Annotated in this window: 10 protein-coding genes; 6 read left to right on the plus strand and 4 right to left on the minus strand. The window is 40.1% G+C overall.

The window, feature by feature from the left end:
- Nucleotides 1-7 precede the first annotated feature (7 nt).
- Nucleotides 8-2782 carry an outer membrane beta-barrel protein gene (locus H4075_RS10485; RefSeq protein ID WP_182806461.1) on the minus strand — a complete coding sequence of 925 codons (2775 nt, stop codon included), beginning with the start codon at nt 2780-2782 and terminating at the stop codon, nt 8-10.
- Nucleotides 2783-2965: 183 nt separating this feature from the next.
- On the opposite strand from H4075_RS10485, the gene glgB reads away from it, so the two are divergent.
- From glgB to H4075_RS10505, 4 genes are all read left to right on the plus strand, one after another.
- The gene (glgB, locus tag H4075_RS10490) at nt 2966-4915 is read left to right on the plus strand and encodes a 1,4-alpha-glucan branching protein GlgB (RefSeq protein WP_182806462.1); all 1950 of its coding nucleotides are present in this window, start codon (nt 2966-2968) and stop codon (nt 4913-4915) included.
- 101 nt (nt 4916-5016) lie between these two features.
- The gene (locus H4075_RS10495) at nt 5017-6048 is read left to right on the plus strand and encodes a tetratricopeptide repeat protein (protein WP_182806463.1); all 1032 of its coding nucleotides are present in this window, start codon (nt 5017-5019) and stop codon (nt 6046-6048) included.
- Nucleotides 6049-6168: 120 nt separating this feature from the next.
- Nucleotides 6169-7011 carry a type 1 glutamine amidotransferase gene (locus H4075_RS10500; RefSeq protein WP_182806464.1) on the plus strand — a complete coding sequence of 281 codons (843 nt, stop codon included), beginning with the start codon at nt 6169-6171 and terminating at the stop codon, nt 7009-7011.
- 52 nt (nt 7012-7063) lie between these two features.
- Nucleotides 7064-8257 carry a hypothetical protein gene (locus tag H4075_RS10505; protein WP_182806465.1) on the plus strand — a complete coding sequence of 398 codons (1194 nt, stop codon included), beginning with the start codon at nt 7064-7066 and terminating at the stop codon, nt 8255-8257.
- A gap of 53 nt (nt 8258-8310) precedes the next feature.
- Here the strand turns inward: H4075_RS10505 and H4075_RS10510 are convergent, their stop codons facing one another.
- Together H4075_RS10510 and H4075_RS10515 are read right to left on the minus strand one after the other, a co-directional pair.
- A complete protein-coding gene (locus H4075_RS10510; RefSeq protein ID WP_182806466.1) occupies nt 8311-9423 on the minus strand; it encodes a carboxylate-amine ligase in 1113 nt (370 codons plus the stop codon).
- A 14-nt stretch (nt 9424-9437) separates the two neighbouring features.
- Nucleotides 9438-10391: an ATP-grasp domain-containing protein gene (locus H4075_RS10515; protein ID WP_182806467.1), complete on the minus strand. Its 954-nt coding sequence runs from the start codon at nt 10389-10391 to the stop codon at nt 9438-9440.
- A 262-nt stretch (nt 10392-10653) separates the two neighbouring features.
- On the opposite strand from H4075_RS10515, the gene H4075_RS10520 reads away from it, so the two are divergent.
- Complete coding sequence (locus tag H4075_RS10520) at nt 10654-11460, plus strand: alpha/beta hydrolase (RefSeq protein ID WP_220494943.1); 807 nt, start codon at nt 10654-10656, stop codon at nt 11458-11460.
- 99 nt (nt 11461-11559) lie between these two features.
- Here H4075_RS10520 and H4075_RS10525 read toward each other — a convergent pair whose 3' ends face one another.
- Complete coding sequence (locus tag H4075_RS10525) at nt 11560-14862, minus strand: TonB-dependent receptor (protein ID WP_182806468.1); 3303 nt, start codon at nt 14860-14862, stop codon at nt 11560-11562.
- Nucleotides 14863-15053: 191 nt separating this feature from the next.
- Here H4075_RS10525 and H4075_RS10530 point away from each other — a divergent pair, with 191 nt between their 5' ends.
- Nucleotides 15054-16253, plus strand: a complete 1200-nt coding sequence (locus H4075_RS10530; RefSeq protein ID WP_182806469.1) for a bifunctional 3,4-dihydroxy-2-butanone-4-phosphate synthase/GTP cyclohydrolase II — start codon at nt 15054-15056, stop codon at nt 16251-16253.
- Nucleotide 16254 lies beyond the last annotated feature (1 nt).

Consider the following 16254-nt stretch of genomic DNA (forward strand, 5'->3'; position numbering starts at 1 on the left):
GATAAGATTAGAAATTAGAGGGTGATCCGTTCTTTGTAAAATTCCACGTGAAAGAAAGCAGCCAGAAGCGACGGATATTCTGGAATGTGTTCTCAGAAATGAAATTGCTGGTGATATTACGTCTGATACCAAGGTTTTGATTCAGCAGATCATTCACTGAAAGCTTTACTTCAAATGCATCTGTTTTACTAAATGTGCGACGTATCGAACTGTTTAAGAGAAACACATTTCGTTGACTGGCAAAAGCAGATGTCTTTTGATAGAAATTCAATTCGCCATTCAGGTTAAAATATAGTTTTTGCTTTTTGAATTTCGTTTCAATATAAGGGTAGGCATTTACACTCCAGTATTTTGTTACAACTCCTTTGTTAATAGAGGAACGGGAGTTGTTATACCTTGGTTCAACATTAACATTAAAGTTAAGCCACTTGTCGCTCCATTTGCCCATGCCAAAGCCTGCGCCAATGCTGTAATTATCACTTACGTTTCGGGTGTTATTTACTTCGTTTACAAATCGACTCACATTACCACTTGCATTGAAATGAAGGTTAACACCTTTAAATACTTCGAACCCATACATCGTCCAAACGTTGCCGTTGTAATTGCCATTTGTATTGATAGTTTTATTTGTTCGTTCACCAGTGAGAATATTAAGTGTATTTGAATTGGTGATGGCATTATTTACAAACGAAAAATTTCCCGACAGGTAAAAATTCCTGCTTTTAATGATCTTGTAATCATTCATATTGAGTGAGAAATTATGACGGAATGCCTGCTTCAGATCGGGGTTGCCAATTGTGATATTCAGTGGGTCTATGTTGTCAATGATCGGGTTGATCTGTTGCAGCGTTGGATTTTGTGTGCTTCCGTTATACGATAGCGTAAAGCTCTTTTGTTTTTTTGGAGTAAACCTGATGCTTGCTCTTGGCAACAGATTTGTAAAGGCAATTGAGCGAACTTCTCCTTTGTTCAATTCTTCGAGATTAAAATTGGTACGCCCAACGGCTGTGCCAAATGAAGCCACTATCTTTTTACCATTGTACCTGAACGAAACGCCTCCGTTATGATCTGTTGTACGGAATAAAAAATGATTGCTTAGTGTATCAACGATGTTTTTATAACTATCAATAAGAGTGGGCCGCTCAAATGTGTTACGCTCGGCATTGTTACGGCTGAAATTATTCTTGTAAGTCAATTCAAGATTCCAGGTTTTACTTAGAGGTTCTGTGTAAATAATACTGTTCTGGATCGTTTGCTGGCGTTCGTTGTTTGTCTTTTTCTGATCGACATCATCTTCATTGACCATTAGGCCGTTTTCATAGAATTTGTTATTCGAAAAAAGAAAACCATCACCTACACGAGTATTGTTACTATAGTTACCTGTATAGCTGATCGTACGGCCCGCTTTTTTTAAACGCTTACGGAAACTTAATTCAGAAGTAAAGTCACGGTTCTCCGTTTCAGTGGCGGTTCTTCTTGTTTGCTCGTTGATCAACTGTCCATCATCACCAAAACTTTCTCCGGTAAACTCATTATCTCTCTGGCCGGTAACAAGCGATCCGTTTGCTTTTAGTTTTAAACTGCTGCTTGAATCGATGGTCCAGTCGTATAAGGCATTGAGTTTATTTCTGCGTCTGTAAGTATTAAATATTTCCGAAGTTGTATTGGTGAAACTGCTATTCTCTAAAATGCTTTGTGTGATACTGCCGTTACGACCTGTTACTGTTTGATCATTAAACTGGTAACTGCCGTTAATGCTGTTCTTATCTTTATTCCACTTGTTGATGTACGATAAACCGCCTGTTGTCGCAACAGGCAAGCCTTGTCCACGTGCAAAATCATCACCACCATCGCTCCAGATCATCATACCACCATCTTCCATGATCTCCATATTTTGGTTTGAAGAGCTTCCGAAGTTGCGTTGTTCATTCCAGTTCAAACCCTCAAAGCTGGTATTGTTGTGCGTAACGTAAGCGGCGATCTTTTGCTTTTTCTTAAAGGAGTTAATCATTGCTTTACCTGTTCGGTAATTATCGAAATCGCTGCCTGCTTCAATTTTTCCAAAATAACCCTTCTTCTTATCGTCCTTCAATTCAAGGTTGATCGTTTTTGTTTTTTGTCCGTCATCCACACCTGTGAATTCAGCCTGTTCACTTTTCTTATCAAACACCTGCACTTTATCTACAATATTGGCTCGCAGGTTTTGTGTTACCACAGCAGGGTCATCACTAAAAAACTCTTCTCCATCAACCAGTATCTTTTCAACTTTTTGTCCTTGTGCAGTTATTTCACCTTTGGAATTCACTTGTAGTCCCGGTAATCGTTTCAGCAGTTCCTGTACGTTTGAATTAGCATCAACCTTAAAACTGTCCGCTTTATATTCTGTTGTATCGCCTTTTATACGAATAGCACTTACCTTCTGCTGAATAATAATTTCTTCCAATAACTTGCTTCGTGGAATAATGGTGACCATTTTGTTCAACGTAACATCACCATTAATATCCACTTCGTCAACATATTCGGCATAGCCGGGGTAGCTGATCATGAAAATATACTTCCCCTGAGGAATGTTCTTCAACTCGAAAAAACCTTCATCGTTTGTGCGTGTAAACTTTGAAAGAATTGAATCCTGTGTGCGGATGAGACTAACAACTGCTTGTGATAATCTCTTTCCTGAACTGGTATCGGTTATGTAACCGGAGATTTTGTTTTGCTGACTGAAAGATTGGAAAGAACTGAACAAGCAGATACTGATAAACAGTAAGAGTTTGGGTGATTGCATGGTGTTGGTTAAGAGATGATGAAGGTTTTGGTTGATAATTGAACGCTATATTAAAATCTTTTTGCTACACATAATGTAGGAAAGATGTTAAAGTGTTATATTTCCATACAAACGGTACTGCCTTTTTTTACAAGTGTGCAGATAGGGAAATAAGTGCCAACGTTCAACCAAAAAACAAGACAAATGGAAGCTGAAAAAAAATACGAAGACTATCATTTTGTTGATACGACAAAGCCTGTCTGGAATTATTCCCGTTTTGAAGGGGACGATATTGCAAACTTTCAGAATGGTACTAACTATCGTTGCGATGAATTATTTGGTTCGCATGTAATGGAAGTACTTGGCACAACAGGTTATTACTTTGCTGTGTGGGCACCCAATGCCACGTTTGTTTCGGTGTTTGGCAATTTCAATGAATGGAACAAAGAGAGCCATCCATTATTTGTCCGTCTTGATAATTCAGGAATATGGGAAGGATTTATTCCCAATCTTCCACAAGGCTCTTCTTACAAATATCACATACATGGTTATGCCGGTCAGAAATTAGATAAGGGTGATCCTTACGCTAATTACTGGGAAGTGCGGCCCAATACTGCATCGAGAACATGGCAACTTGAATATGAGTGGCAGGATGCAGAGTGGATGGAGAAACGTAAGGAACATAACAAACTTGATGCGCCATGGAGTGTGTATGAAGTACACCTTGCCAGCTGGATGCGTCCGGATAAAAACAACGAAGAGGTTTATCATTCTTATGATTTCTTCAGAGATAAGTTGGTGAACTATGTAAAGGAGCTAGGCTTTACACATGTGGAGTTGATGCCTATTATGGAACACCCGTTTGACGGAAGTTGGGGTTACCAGGGTGCTGGTTATTTTGCACCAACATCACGTTACGGAACGCCGCAGGAGTTTATGAAACTTGTTGAGGCTTTTCACAACGAAGGTATCGGCGTGGTGCTCGACTGGGTACCATCTCATTTCCCTTATGATGCGCATGGACTTTTTATGTTTGATGGAACACATACCTACGAGTATGCCGACATGCGCAAAGGTTATCACCCGGATTGGAACAGCTATATTTTCAACTATAAACGTGGTGAAGTAAAATCATTCCTCATCAGCAGTGCTATGCATTGGTTCCGGAAATATCATATCGATGGCATCCGGGTTGATGCGGTATCGTCCATGCTCAAGCTTAATTATTCCCGTACAGCAGGGCAGTGGGAGCCAAATGAATTTGGCGGCGATGGAAACCTGGAAGCCATTGCTTTTATCAAAGATCTCAACGAAACCATCTTCCGTGACTTCCCGGATGTGCAGACAATTGCTGAAGAAGCAACGGATTGGCCCGGCGTAAGTAAGCCAACATTTGGTGATGGCCTCGGCTTTGGTATGAAGTGGATGATGGGTTGGATGCACGACACATTAAAGTACTTTAAGCAGGATCCGCTATATCGTCAATTCCAACAGGATCAGTTCACTTTCAGTATGATGTACTATTATGACGAAAATTTTATGTTACCTCTAAGTCATGATGAAGTGGTGCATGGAAAAAGCCCTATGCTGTACAAAATGCCGGGTGATGAATGGCAGAAATTTGCCAACCTAAGGTTGATGTACAGCTATATGTTTACCCATCCCGGCGGTAAGCTTTTGTTCATGGGTAACGAATTTGGTGCCACCAGTGAATGGAATTACAAGAGCGAATTACAATGGGAACTGCTTCAGTTCGATTCACATAATGGTGTGCTTGAATGTGTAAAGACTTTGGCCAATCTCCTTAAATCAGAACCTGCTTTGTACGAGAATCAATTTAATAAATTCGGGTTCGAGTGGGTTGATCTGAATCGTGGTGCTGAATCGGTAATGGTTTACCGAAGGAAAGGGAAAAAGCCTGAAGATGATATTTTGGTGGTCTTGAACATGACACCGGTTGTGCGGAGAGATTGGAAGCTACATGTGCAGGGAAAGCAGAACTGGACAGAGCTATTCAACAGTAACGATCAGAAATTCTGGGGCACAGGTGATGTGTTTAATCCTGAAGTTGGCGTTAGAGTGGTAGATGGTCAGGCCGGTTGGTACGAGCTAAACCTTCATTTACCTCCTTTGGCCGCAGTTTTATTAAAATAAACCCTTAAAAATGGGAAAAATGGCAGGATTTATGCAAGTAAAAGTACGCTTGTAACTAAATTTATAATCTATAATTTTACAATATCCAAAATAGAAATCCCATGAAAACCCGGTTATTTATTACCGCAACCACATTACTCCTTTCTTACTGTGCAATTGCACAAAACAGGGACAGTTCCAATGCCGTTTTACAAAGAGCTATTACTGCCAAACAGGAGCGTCGTATCCAGCTGGCAATTAATCTTTTTGAAACAGCGGTAAAATACGATACCACCAATATTGATGCCTTAAAAGCAATGGGTGAGTACGGTTTGGAAAGCAAGAACTACCGCCAGGCAGTTGATGCTTACACCCGCTGGCACAGATTAGAGCCAAACAACGAAGCAACTTTTCAGCAATTAGCAAATCTGTATTTTAATCTTGGTCGCCATAAGGATGCCTTGGAATTTACATCTAAATGGGAAAAGCTGCATAAGGATAAACCTATGCATTACATCTCTGGCATGTGTCATTATTATTTAGAAGATTATCCGCAAGCCATTAACCGATTATTGCATGCAGCAGAAACAGACACAGCAAATGCAGTGATGTATTATACTATTGGCCGCAGCTATTTGGAAATGGAACGTTACAAACAAGCTATTCCTTATTATCAAAAAGCAGCCAATGCCGATCAAAAGAATGCACGTTATCTCTATGAAATGGCAATGGTGTATTACGCCATTCCGGACGATAAGAACGCCATTGCAACATTTGAACTTGCTGCTCAACGTGGCTGGCAACAAAATGCCGATTTCTTTGAAAGCTTAGCTTATTGCTACATGAACCTTGGCAACTTTGCAAAATCAACAGAGAACCTTGAAAAATCATTGGAAAAGCGTCCGCACAGTCAAACTGTTCGTTATGCATTGGCTGAGTCTTTATACAAAGGCGGCCGGTATAAAGATGCTATCGATAATTGGGACATGGTTTTACAAACAGATAATAAAAACGCCAGAGCTTTATATATGATTGGCATGGCCTATCAGAAAATGGGGCAGAAAGATAAAGGCATGGCGCTTTGCGATAAAGCAATTGAAATGGATCCATCTTTAAACAGCTTGAAACAGAAGAAAATGGACATGGGCATGTAAGATTTTTTGCGATTCCTTATACGTTACGGGCTGCAATTCTTTGCGGCCCGTTTCATTTTACACATTTGTGGATAGATGAACGACAGTTTAAACATCAAAAAATCAATAAATTTGCCGTTTATGGCAGAAGTAAAACAGGTACGTGTTGCAATATTGGATATGTATGATGGCGTTGCCAACCAAGGCATGCGCTGTATACGTGAAATACTTAACAGCTTCGCCGATATTAATGTATTGGATCTGAGTTGGGATGAGTTTGATGTGCGTGGTAAATGTGCAGTGCCTGATATTTCTTCCTACGATGTATTTATTTCTTCCGGTGGCCCGGGTAGTCCTTTGGAAAGCGAAGGCACAGATTGGGAGAATACTTTTTTCAAATGGGTAGGTGATGTAAAGGCGTGGAATGATAATCCATTGAATGAACAGAAGAAGCCGGTGTTTTTTATTTGCCATTCTTTTCAACTCGCCTGTCGTTATTTTAATGTCGGAAATGTTTGTGTACGGAAGTCGACTGCGTTTGGTGTATTCCCGGTTCATTTTATTGGTAATGCCACCGATGAGGTTGTGTTTGGCGGATTGAAAGATCCGTTTTATGCAGTTGACAGCCGTGATTACCAGGTGATACAGCCAGATCATAAACATCTCAGGGAAATCGGTGCCACTTTGCTATGCATTGAGAAGGAACGTCCGCATGTTCCGTTTGAACGTGCAATTATGGGTGTGCGTTTCAATCAATACATGATCGGTACACAATTTCATCCTGAAGCTGATGCTATTGGTATGAGCATGTACCTGCAAAAAGAAGATAAAAAGAAAACGGTGATCGATAATCATGGATTTGAAAAATGGAAAAGCATGATCGAGCACCTGGAAGATCCTGATAAAATTCTGTTGACCTACTCTCACATACTACCCAACTTTCTGCATCATGCTGTGTTTTCGATGGACACAGTAGAAGCATAAATTCTTTCTCATGTAAATAAAATCAATACTTTTAGAAGACAAAACATCTTCTATGGTTCCTTCAATCCGCAAGGCGTTTAACAGCAGTTTTACCAGTGAAAAATATGAAGCCTTCTTACAGGATCTGCACAGCAAATATCCGGGTGATATTGAATTTCGTGTAAGTGAAACACCTGTATTTGTTGATAAGGCTTTCAAACAAAAAATGCTTGATGCCTGTGAAAGTATTGTTGATGTTATCTGCAATGAAAAGTTCCTGGCAATGACGGAGCGTGCAATTCCTGCAGGCGAAAAAGTGCCGAATGAAAATAAACAATCGCACATGATCGCTTTCGATTTTGGTGTGTGCATGAATGAAGAAGGTGAACTGGAACCTCAACTGATCGAGATGCAGGGCTTCCCAACTTTGTTTGGTTTCCAGGTGTATTATCCTGAGGTGATTGAACGACATTTTCCGATACCTGCAAACTACAGTCAATACCTCAATGGTTATACAAAAGAAACGTACATTGACATGTTACGCAAATTACTCATCGGAAATTTGCCGGCAGAGAATGTTGTGTTACTCGAGATAAAACCTGAAGAACAAAAAACACGTATTGATTTCTCCTGCACAAAAGATTATACCGGTGTTGAAGTAGTTTGCTTGACCAAGCTTATTCAAGACGGTAAAAAATTATACTATTTAAAAGATGGAATAAAAACGGAGATCAAACGGATTTATAACCGCATCATTTTTGATGATCTCAAAGCCAATAAAGAAAAGCTGGGTGATGTGGTGGATATCACACAAGACCTTGATGTGGAGTGGGTGCCTCATCCTAACTGGTTCTACCGTATCAGCAAATTCACGCTTCCGTTTATTGATCATCCATATGTACCGGAAACTTTTTTCCTGAACGAGATCAAACAATTGCCAACTGATCTGTCGAATTATGTATTGAAACCATTATTTTCTTTTGCCGGGCAAGGTGTGATCATTGATGTAACACAGGATGATATTGATGCTATTAAAGATCCGGAGAATTTTATTCTGCAGCGAAAAGTAAAATATGCTGATGTGGTTGAAACACCAGATGATCATGCGAAGGTTGAGATTCGTATGATGTATGTATGGCCCGATGGAGATGAGCGTCCGCATGCTGCTATTAATCTTGCACGCATGAGTAAAGGAAAGATGATTGGTGTGCGTTACAATAAAGATAAAACCTGGGTGGGTGGGAGTGTAGCGTACTTTGAAAAATAAAACCCGTCTGATAATGATATCCGACGGGCATTACTTTTATTTCTTCGTTTAAATTAAGTTCCGCTCAAAAACTCTCCGCCTATATAATCCACAACAGCCGGAAGACTTTTTGTTTCTTCATATACCTTCAATTGCCTGTCGGCACCAGTGCCTCTCTCCAGCATAGTAGGGATGTAGTTGATTGCATGCCTGCATCCTAGTTCATCAACCACATCATCTACGAAATCTAAAAGCTCATAGATCAATGCACGTGTGTTGGTTTCTTCTTCTTTGCCAAAGTCGATCAAATAGCCATCAATACCGTAACGGCTTGCACGCCATTTATTTTCGTTGATCAAAGCACGTTGATATTGAATATAATTCATGTTCTTGTTCCGCAACTTATATAGCTTGGCTGTAATGCCCTGGAACAAAGCAGTGATCGCAATAGTTTCCATCACCGTCATTGGTACATCACAAATGCGAAACTCGATTGTATTAAAGAATGGATGTACACGCAGGTCCCACCATATTTTCTTTGCATTGTCAATGCAATTGGTTTTGATCAACAGCGCAACATAATTATCGTATGCTTCAATACTTTCAAATGTTTCTGGTATACCTGTACGTGGAAATTTATCAAACACTTTTGTGCGGAACGATTTATAACCCGTCATCCTTCCTTCCCAAAAAGGAGAATTTGTACTGAGTGCATACACGTGTGGCAAAAAGTATCTTGCGCTGTTGGCTAAGTGAATCGCCATTTTCCTGTCTTCCATACCAACGTGAACATGCAAGCCAAAAATGAGATTACTTCTCGCAGCTTCCTGCAGTTCATTTACAATTTGATTGTAACGCACATGATCGGTGATGAGCTGATCCTGCCAATGACTGAAGGGATGCGTGCCACTTGCTCCTACTTTTAATCCAATGGTGCCAGCAATACCACTAATGGTTTTGCGTAGCAGCGATACATCTGCATAGGCTTCGTCAATATCCTTGCAAATGTCAGTGCCAACTTCCACCACAGCCTGGTGCATCTCTGCCTTTACTTTGTCTTTAATTACTTTTTGGCCTTCGCTTACAATTTTCTGTTCATGGCTTTTTAATTCCCTTGTAATGGGATCATACACCATGTATTCTTCTTCAACACCTAATGTGAATTGTTTATAATTAATGTTACCCATTGTTGTTAATCAAATTAATAAAGCGGTTGTTTGTTTGCACCACGTTTTACATATTCTCCCCATGTTAAATTATCTGCACCATCTTTTTGTTCAAGCGCACGTTCAATGGCATAGCTGGCGGCTGCTTCAACTACCCAATCAAAATTTTCCTGACCTACGCTTGCAAGATCAGCATCAGGAGCGGGGTTGCAGAAATCAATTGCATAAGGAACGCCATCTCTCAATGCTAATTCAACAGTATTAAAATCGTAACCGAGATAGTTGTTGATGCGGAGCACAATGTCTGTCATCATCTCCAACTTCTCAGCTGATGGTTGAAAATCGGCCACATAACGCAAATGATGCGGGTTGCGTGGTTCATAACTCATAATGCGCACATGCTTGCGGCCAATGCAATAGCAGCGGTAATATTCTTCAAACACAATTTCTTCCTGCAACAACATTACCAACTGTCCGGTTTCGGCATGCTTTTCAAAAAACTCTTCAGCATTCCGGAGTTTGTATACGTTTTTCCAGCCACCACCGGCATAGGGTTTCATGTAAGCAGGAAAACCGATATAGTTGAACATGCCTTCCCAGTCCATTGGATAAGCAAGGTTGCTGAACGATTCATCTCCGGTATCATCAGGCGTTTCTTTTGAAGGAAGGATCACTGTTTTTGGAACAGGCACATCAATTTTTGTTGCAAGACAGTTATTAAAAAACTTATCATCGGCACTCCACCAAAACGGGTTGTTGATAACAGCGGTTCCGGTAATGGCTTCATTTTTTAAATAGGCACGGTAATGCGGTACATCTTGTGAAATGCGATCAATGATCACAGCATAACCGTTGTTGACACCCTGTACTACTTTATCAATACGTACAGGCTCCGCCATAATGCCTGGAATGTTTTTACTGTTGATCCTTTCAACAAAAGCAGTGGGAAAGGAGCGTTCTTTGCCATGAAGAATACCGATCTTTTTCATGTGTTTATTTTTTATTGTTTTTTGGACACATAGAATAACCAAGCAATTTTGCCCAATTTGGCTGCTGAAATAATCATCTCCGGTTGGTGCAAAAAATGGTCTTTTGAATGGTTATTTCATATAAAATGTTTATGGTCTTGAAAATAATGTTGAAGCAGCAGGCAACCTTGTTGTTAATTATTGCTTTAATATAGTACACAATTCGCTAAGATTAACTTGCGCCGTAAAATAATTTTACCTGCATTTCCTTATTTTTGAAAATATGCTTAAGGAGAAAATGAAGCACATGGTATTTGAATCGGTGCTGTTGAAGTCGGAGTTGCTTGAACGGGATGTGAAAGTTGATATGTATCTCCCCACGTCGGTACATGATCCGGCAAACATGAGTTTATTGCTGATTAACGATGGTCAGGATCTTCCCAAAATGCCGTTTATTGAAATACTGGAAGAGTTGTATGAGCAGCAAAAAATAACGCCTCTTTTTTGTGTGGGTATTCATTGCGGTGCCGATCGTAAAATGGAATATGGTATTGCCAGCCAGGCCGATTATCTTGGTCGTGGAGCAAAAGCAGGAGCCTATACCAACTTTATTTTTGATGAGTTACTTCCCTTCTTACGCAGTCAGTATAACGTACCACATTTTAAAGAAAAATCATTTGCAGGATTTTCTTTGGGAGGTTTAATGGCAATGGATATTGTATGGAACCATCCGCATGAGTTTAGTAAAGTGGGTGTGTTTTCCGGTTCGTTCTGGTGGCGGCAAAAAGCATACGAAGATGGTTATACTGATGAGGCCGATCGTATCATGCACAACCAGGTGAGAGATGGTGTTGCTGCGCCGTGGTTAAAGTTCTTTTTCCAAACCGGATTACTTGATGAGAAACTTGACCGCAACAATAACGGGATCATCGATTCAATTGATGATGCAACAGACCTGATCGCTGAATTGAAAAAGAAAGGTTATAGCGATGAAGCCATCCGTTATCTTGAAATGGAAGACGGTAAACATGATGTGCCAACCTGGGCAAAAGCGTTTCCAGAATTTTTGGAGTGGGGTTGGGGGAAGTAGTGTTTAATTATTTACGGTATTATTTTAATGATCGCTTAACATACTTAAATAAAAAAGTCCCGAATAAATTCGGGACTTTTTTATTGTAATACTGTTTTATCAGAATGTATAACGGATAGTTGCCTGACCTCTCCAACGAGAGGCGTTATAAGCATCGCTTCTAACATCAAGAATGTCACCCGCAGTTCTATTACTGAGATTTCTGTAAGTCATATTGGGTTTCAATTGACCATTAACTAATGTTGAGCTGTAATTGGTAGACTCAATTGTGATCAGTTGATATTGGTCAACGCCCGGTGTTCGATATACACGCCCCCAATTTCTGTTAAGCATATTTGTAAAATTGAAAATGTCGATAATAACAGATAGCTTATTATTTACATTTCCGGTTTTCAAAACAAAATCCTGCTGGATTCTTGCATCAACGATGTTACTGAAAGGTAAAGCCGAACCATTTCTTTCAGCAAATTGGCCTCTCCGTGAATTAAGATATTTATCCTTGCTGATGTAAGCATCAAGTGCAGTCCACTGATCGGCTACTGAATACGTGGTACTACCCGATGTGTAAGGTACTGCCATTCGGCTCCAGTCAGCCAGATCTCTAGGAACATAAATCAGATCATTAGTTTCGTTGTTCACACCGTTTCTGTCATAAATAAGACTACGGCTGTAAACGTATGAATATGGTGATCCCGATTGACCGTTATAGAATGCAGTAATGGTAGTTGCAAATCTGTCTTTCAAATAAGAGAATTTTTTAGAAGCGTAAACGGTAATTCGGTGAAGTTGTGCAAAATCACTTCTACTCATTTGCAAATCACTTCTTCCCGTAGATGTTTCCATAAAACGCCAGTTGCTATTATTCTGGCTACTTGTACCATCAAATACACTATAAGAATCGCCATAAGAATATATAGCGTTTGCTGCCCATCCTTTTGCGAACGCCTTGTCTACTGCAACGGAGAAGTTGTAAGAAAAGCCTTTTTGTTTTGCATTTGTGATAAGGAATATACCTTCTGAATAAGGATTTTGTGATCCTGCTACAGTTCCATTCATATCAATACGGTTATAGGTAGTACTGTTAGAAAGGTATGTCGTTTGACCAAGTATATTCGTTAAGCCTTTGTAAGCAAATACGTTCTTGTAATCAACTTCATTTATATTTTTCTGATACAACAAATCAACTGTCAGATTCCATCTGTTGCCCAGTTCTTTTTCAATGCCTAATGAAGTTTTCAACACTTTTGGCAGTTTAAAGTTAGCTGCAATGAGATCGATCTGGCCACTTGGTGGTCTGAAAGTTTGACCAACATCCTGGGGATCGTATTGACCGAATGGATCAGGTCTGAAAGTAAAGCTGGGAAGTGCGTTAATTGCTGCACTGTTCAGAGAAATTCCACCTACGTTTACACCCGTATTGTTGTAAGCCCCGCCAGGCCATACCAAGGGAATACGGCCTGTAAACATACCTATTCCACCTTTAATGCGAACTTTTTGTTCACGGATGTTATAGGTAAAACCTATTCTTGGAGATATACTCATCTGTGCATCTGGTCTTCTTCCTGATCTTGCGCCCAGTAAATCATGATATAAACTTATCTGGGGAATTGCGTACTTATTGAAAAATGTATCCTCATTCGGAATTGTAAGGAACTCAAAATTATCAAGACGAACGCCGTAGTTTAATTGGAAATCATTTGTAATGTCCCATTGGTCCGCTACAAATATTCCCATGCGGAGGGTGTTGAATTTTGCTGCAGCATTGCTACCATCACCATCTTTGTCATCTATTAAAGAAAAAGAACGGTTATATGTAGCGGGTTTAGCGTTATTCAACCAATCCAAAGCGCTGTTATAAGTATAAGATCCATAATTCTGACGAATAAACAAATTGTAAGAATTGCTAAACTCAAGATCAACACCTGCTTTTAATTCATGGCCTTTACCTAAACGAAATTTTAGCTCGTCAAAGAATGCGACGTTGTTTTGAATCAATTGGTTTCCTGTTGAAAACTCTTCTGTTCCAAAAACGTAACTAGTTCCGTTTATAGAATTCAAAGTAACACGTGGGAAATCTTTACCAAGGGCATCTCTGTCATCATTCACATTAGTATAGGTGAGTAATGCTTTGTTTGAAATGTTGTTCGTGAAATTTGTCAGCAATTCAATAGATGCAGAATGCGTCTTGCTTGGAAATAAATAACCTCCGTTAAAGAATCGTAACGTGGTTGACGAGCTCGGCGTTGTTAAACTACGCTCAGAGCCAGTATAACGATACGATACATTCAACTTATTTTTTGTATTGAGATTGAAGGTAAGTTTTGCTGCAATCTTATTACTTACAACCAGATCAGGAATGTTTTCCCAATCTCCCGGTTCATATCCAAATCCGCTGAGCTTGTTACGAATAAGATTTATAGTATCACGGAATGTGTTTACACGAAAAGTAGTTGCGTCGAAAGGCTGCGGTCTTTCGTCGTCCTGACGTTCAAAGCTAACAAAGAAGAAAGCCTTATTCTTAATAATGGGGCCACCCAGCGTAATACCAAAAGTCTGCGCAGAAAAGCCTGGTAATTTTGTAGCTGCCGCTTTTGTGCCTGATGGAGTTATACCTGCTAATGTTTGATTTCTAAAAATGTAATAAGCAGAACCAGTGAACTTGTTAGTACCGCTTTTGGTTGTTGCATTTATTGATCCGCCGGTAAAGTTACCCAACGAAACGTCATAAGGCGACACGCCCACCTGAAAACCGTCAATTGCATCAATACTAATGGGGGGTGATCCTGTTTGACCGCCATTTGCTCCTGTTTCACTAATCCCAAATACGTCATTGTTTACAGCGCCATCAATCATCAATTGATTATATCGGTTGTTTTGTCCTGCAATTGAAATACCACCGCCGTAGGTCACACGTGCTTGTGGAGTTAATCTAACGAAATCGGTCAGTTGTCGACCAACGGTAGGAAGGTTCGCCAAGCGATCTCTTCCAATGTTTGTTTCCATACCGCCTTTAGCGCCTGATCTTGTACGGCTTCCCGTAACCACAATTTCCTGCAGGGTTACATTAGCAGGCGCTAGTTGAAACTCCAAACGGAAAGTTTCACCAAGATTCAGGTAGATTTCTTCCTGTTTTTGTGCCTGTAAACCAGCAAAAGTTACCTCAATTGTGTAAGGCCCACCGGGAGCGATATTAGATAACGTGAAGGCACCACGTGAAATAGTGGTAGTTTGGTAAACAGAGCCGGTTGGTTGATGTTTAGCAACCACGGTTGCACCAACCAAAGGTTCTTTTTTGTCTGATAATACAACACCGGCTAAGTTACTTGTAGTAACCTGTGCAGCAACAGCAAGTGTGAAGAACATTGCCAGTACCGCCAGCAGCAGTTTTCTGATTTTTAGCATACTTGTATAGTTTTACGTGTGCAAATAAACAACAATCTTACCTATGGAAAGCAAACAAATATTAACATTTCGTAAAGAAAGACAACCCTGTTGTAAATCTTGCTGCAATTGAAAACAGATCATTTAACAGTTGGGGATGATTTGTGGAAAGCCTCTTGTTTTCAACTAACTTTGCGGCCTTAAATCTATTTATGCTTCATACTATCGAAAGTGCGATCGAGGATATCCGGAATGGTAAAATGGTGATTGTGGTGGATGACGAGGATCGTGAAAATGAGGGTGATTTTATTATTGCAGCCCGCCATGTAACTCCCGAAGTGATCAATTTTATGAGCAAAGAGGGCCGTGGACTCATCTGTGCTGCAATTACCGACGAACGCTGTGTAGAGCTGAAACTGGAACCAATGGTTTCATCAAATACGTCTTTGCACGAAACCGCCTTTACTATTTCAGTTGATCTTACCGGTCCTGGTACAGGTACTGGGATTTCTGCTCAGGACAGAGCTAAAACTGTACAGGCACTGATAAATAAGGATACAAAGCCGGAAGATCTTGCCCGTCCGGGACATATTTTCCCTCTCCGTGCAAAGCCTGGTGGGGTATTGCGCCGCAGCGGTCATACAGAAGCCACCATCGATCTTGCACGTTTAGCCGGTCTTGAACCAGCAGGTGTGTTGGTTGAAATTATGAATGAAGATGGCAGCATGGCCCGTCTTCCTCAATTGGAAATACTGGCTCAAAAATTTGATGTAAAGATCATTTCCATTAAAGACCTGATTGAATACAGACTAAAAATCGATTCTCTCATTGAAGAGATCGTTCGTGTGGAAATGCCAACTGCTTACGGTCATTTTAAACTGATCGCTTTTCGTGAAAAAGAAACTGCACAGGAACATCTTGCATTGATCAAAGGAACATGGACAAATGATGAACCTGTTTTAGTACGTGTGCATTCATCTTGTTTTACCGGAGATATTCTTGGTTCTCTGCGTTGCGATTGTGGGGATCAATTACACAGTGCTATGCAAATGGTGGAAAAAGAAGGAAAGGGAGTTGTGTTGTACATGAACCAGGAGGGTAGAGGTATTGGATTATTCAATAAACTGAAAGCTTATAAACTCCAGGAAGAAGGTTTAGATACAGTTGAAGCAAATCTACATTTGGGTTTACCAATGGATGCAAGAGATTATGGCGTAGGTGCGCAAATACTTCGCACACTCAATGTTTCAAAACTTAAACTTATTAGTAATAACCCAAAGAAAAGAGCTGGTTTATTAGGCTATGGTTTAGAGATCGTGGAAACAGTTCCTGTAAGGATCGCTCCTAATGAACATAATCAGAAATACCTTGAAACAAAACGTGATAAATTAGGTCACGAAATTTTGAAGTAAG

The organism is Lacibacter sediminis (assembly GCF_014168535.1).
In the GTDB taxonomy this organism is placed as follows: Bacteria; Bacteroidota; Bacteroidia; order Chitinophagales; family Chitinophagaceae; genus Lacibacter; species Lacibacter sediminis.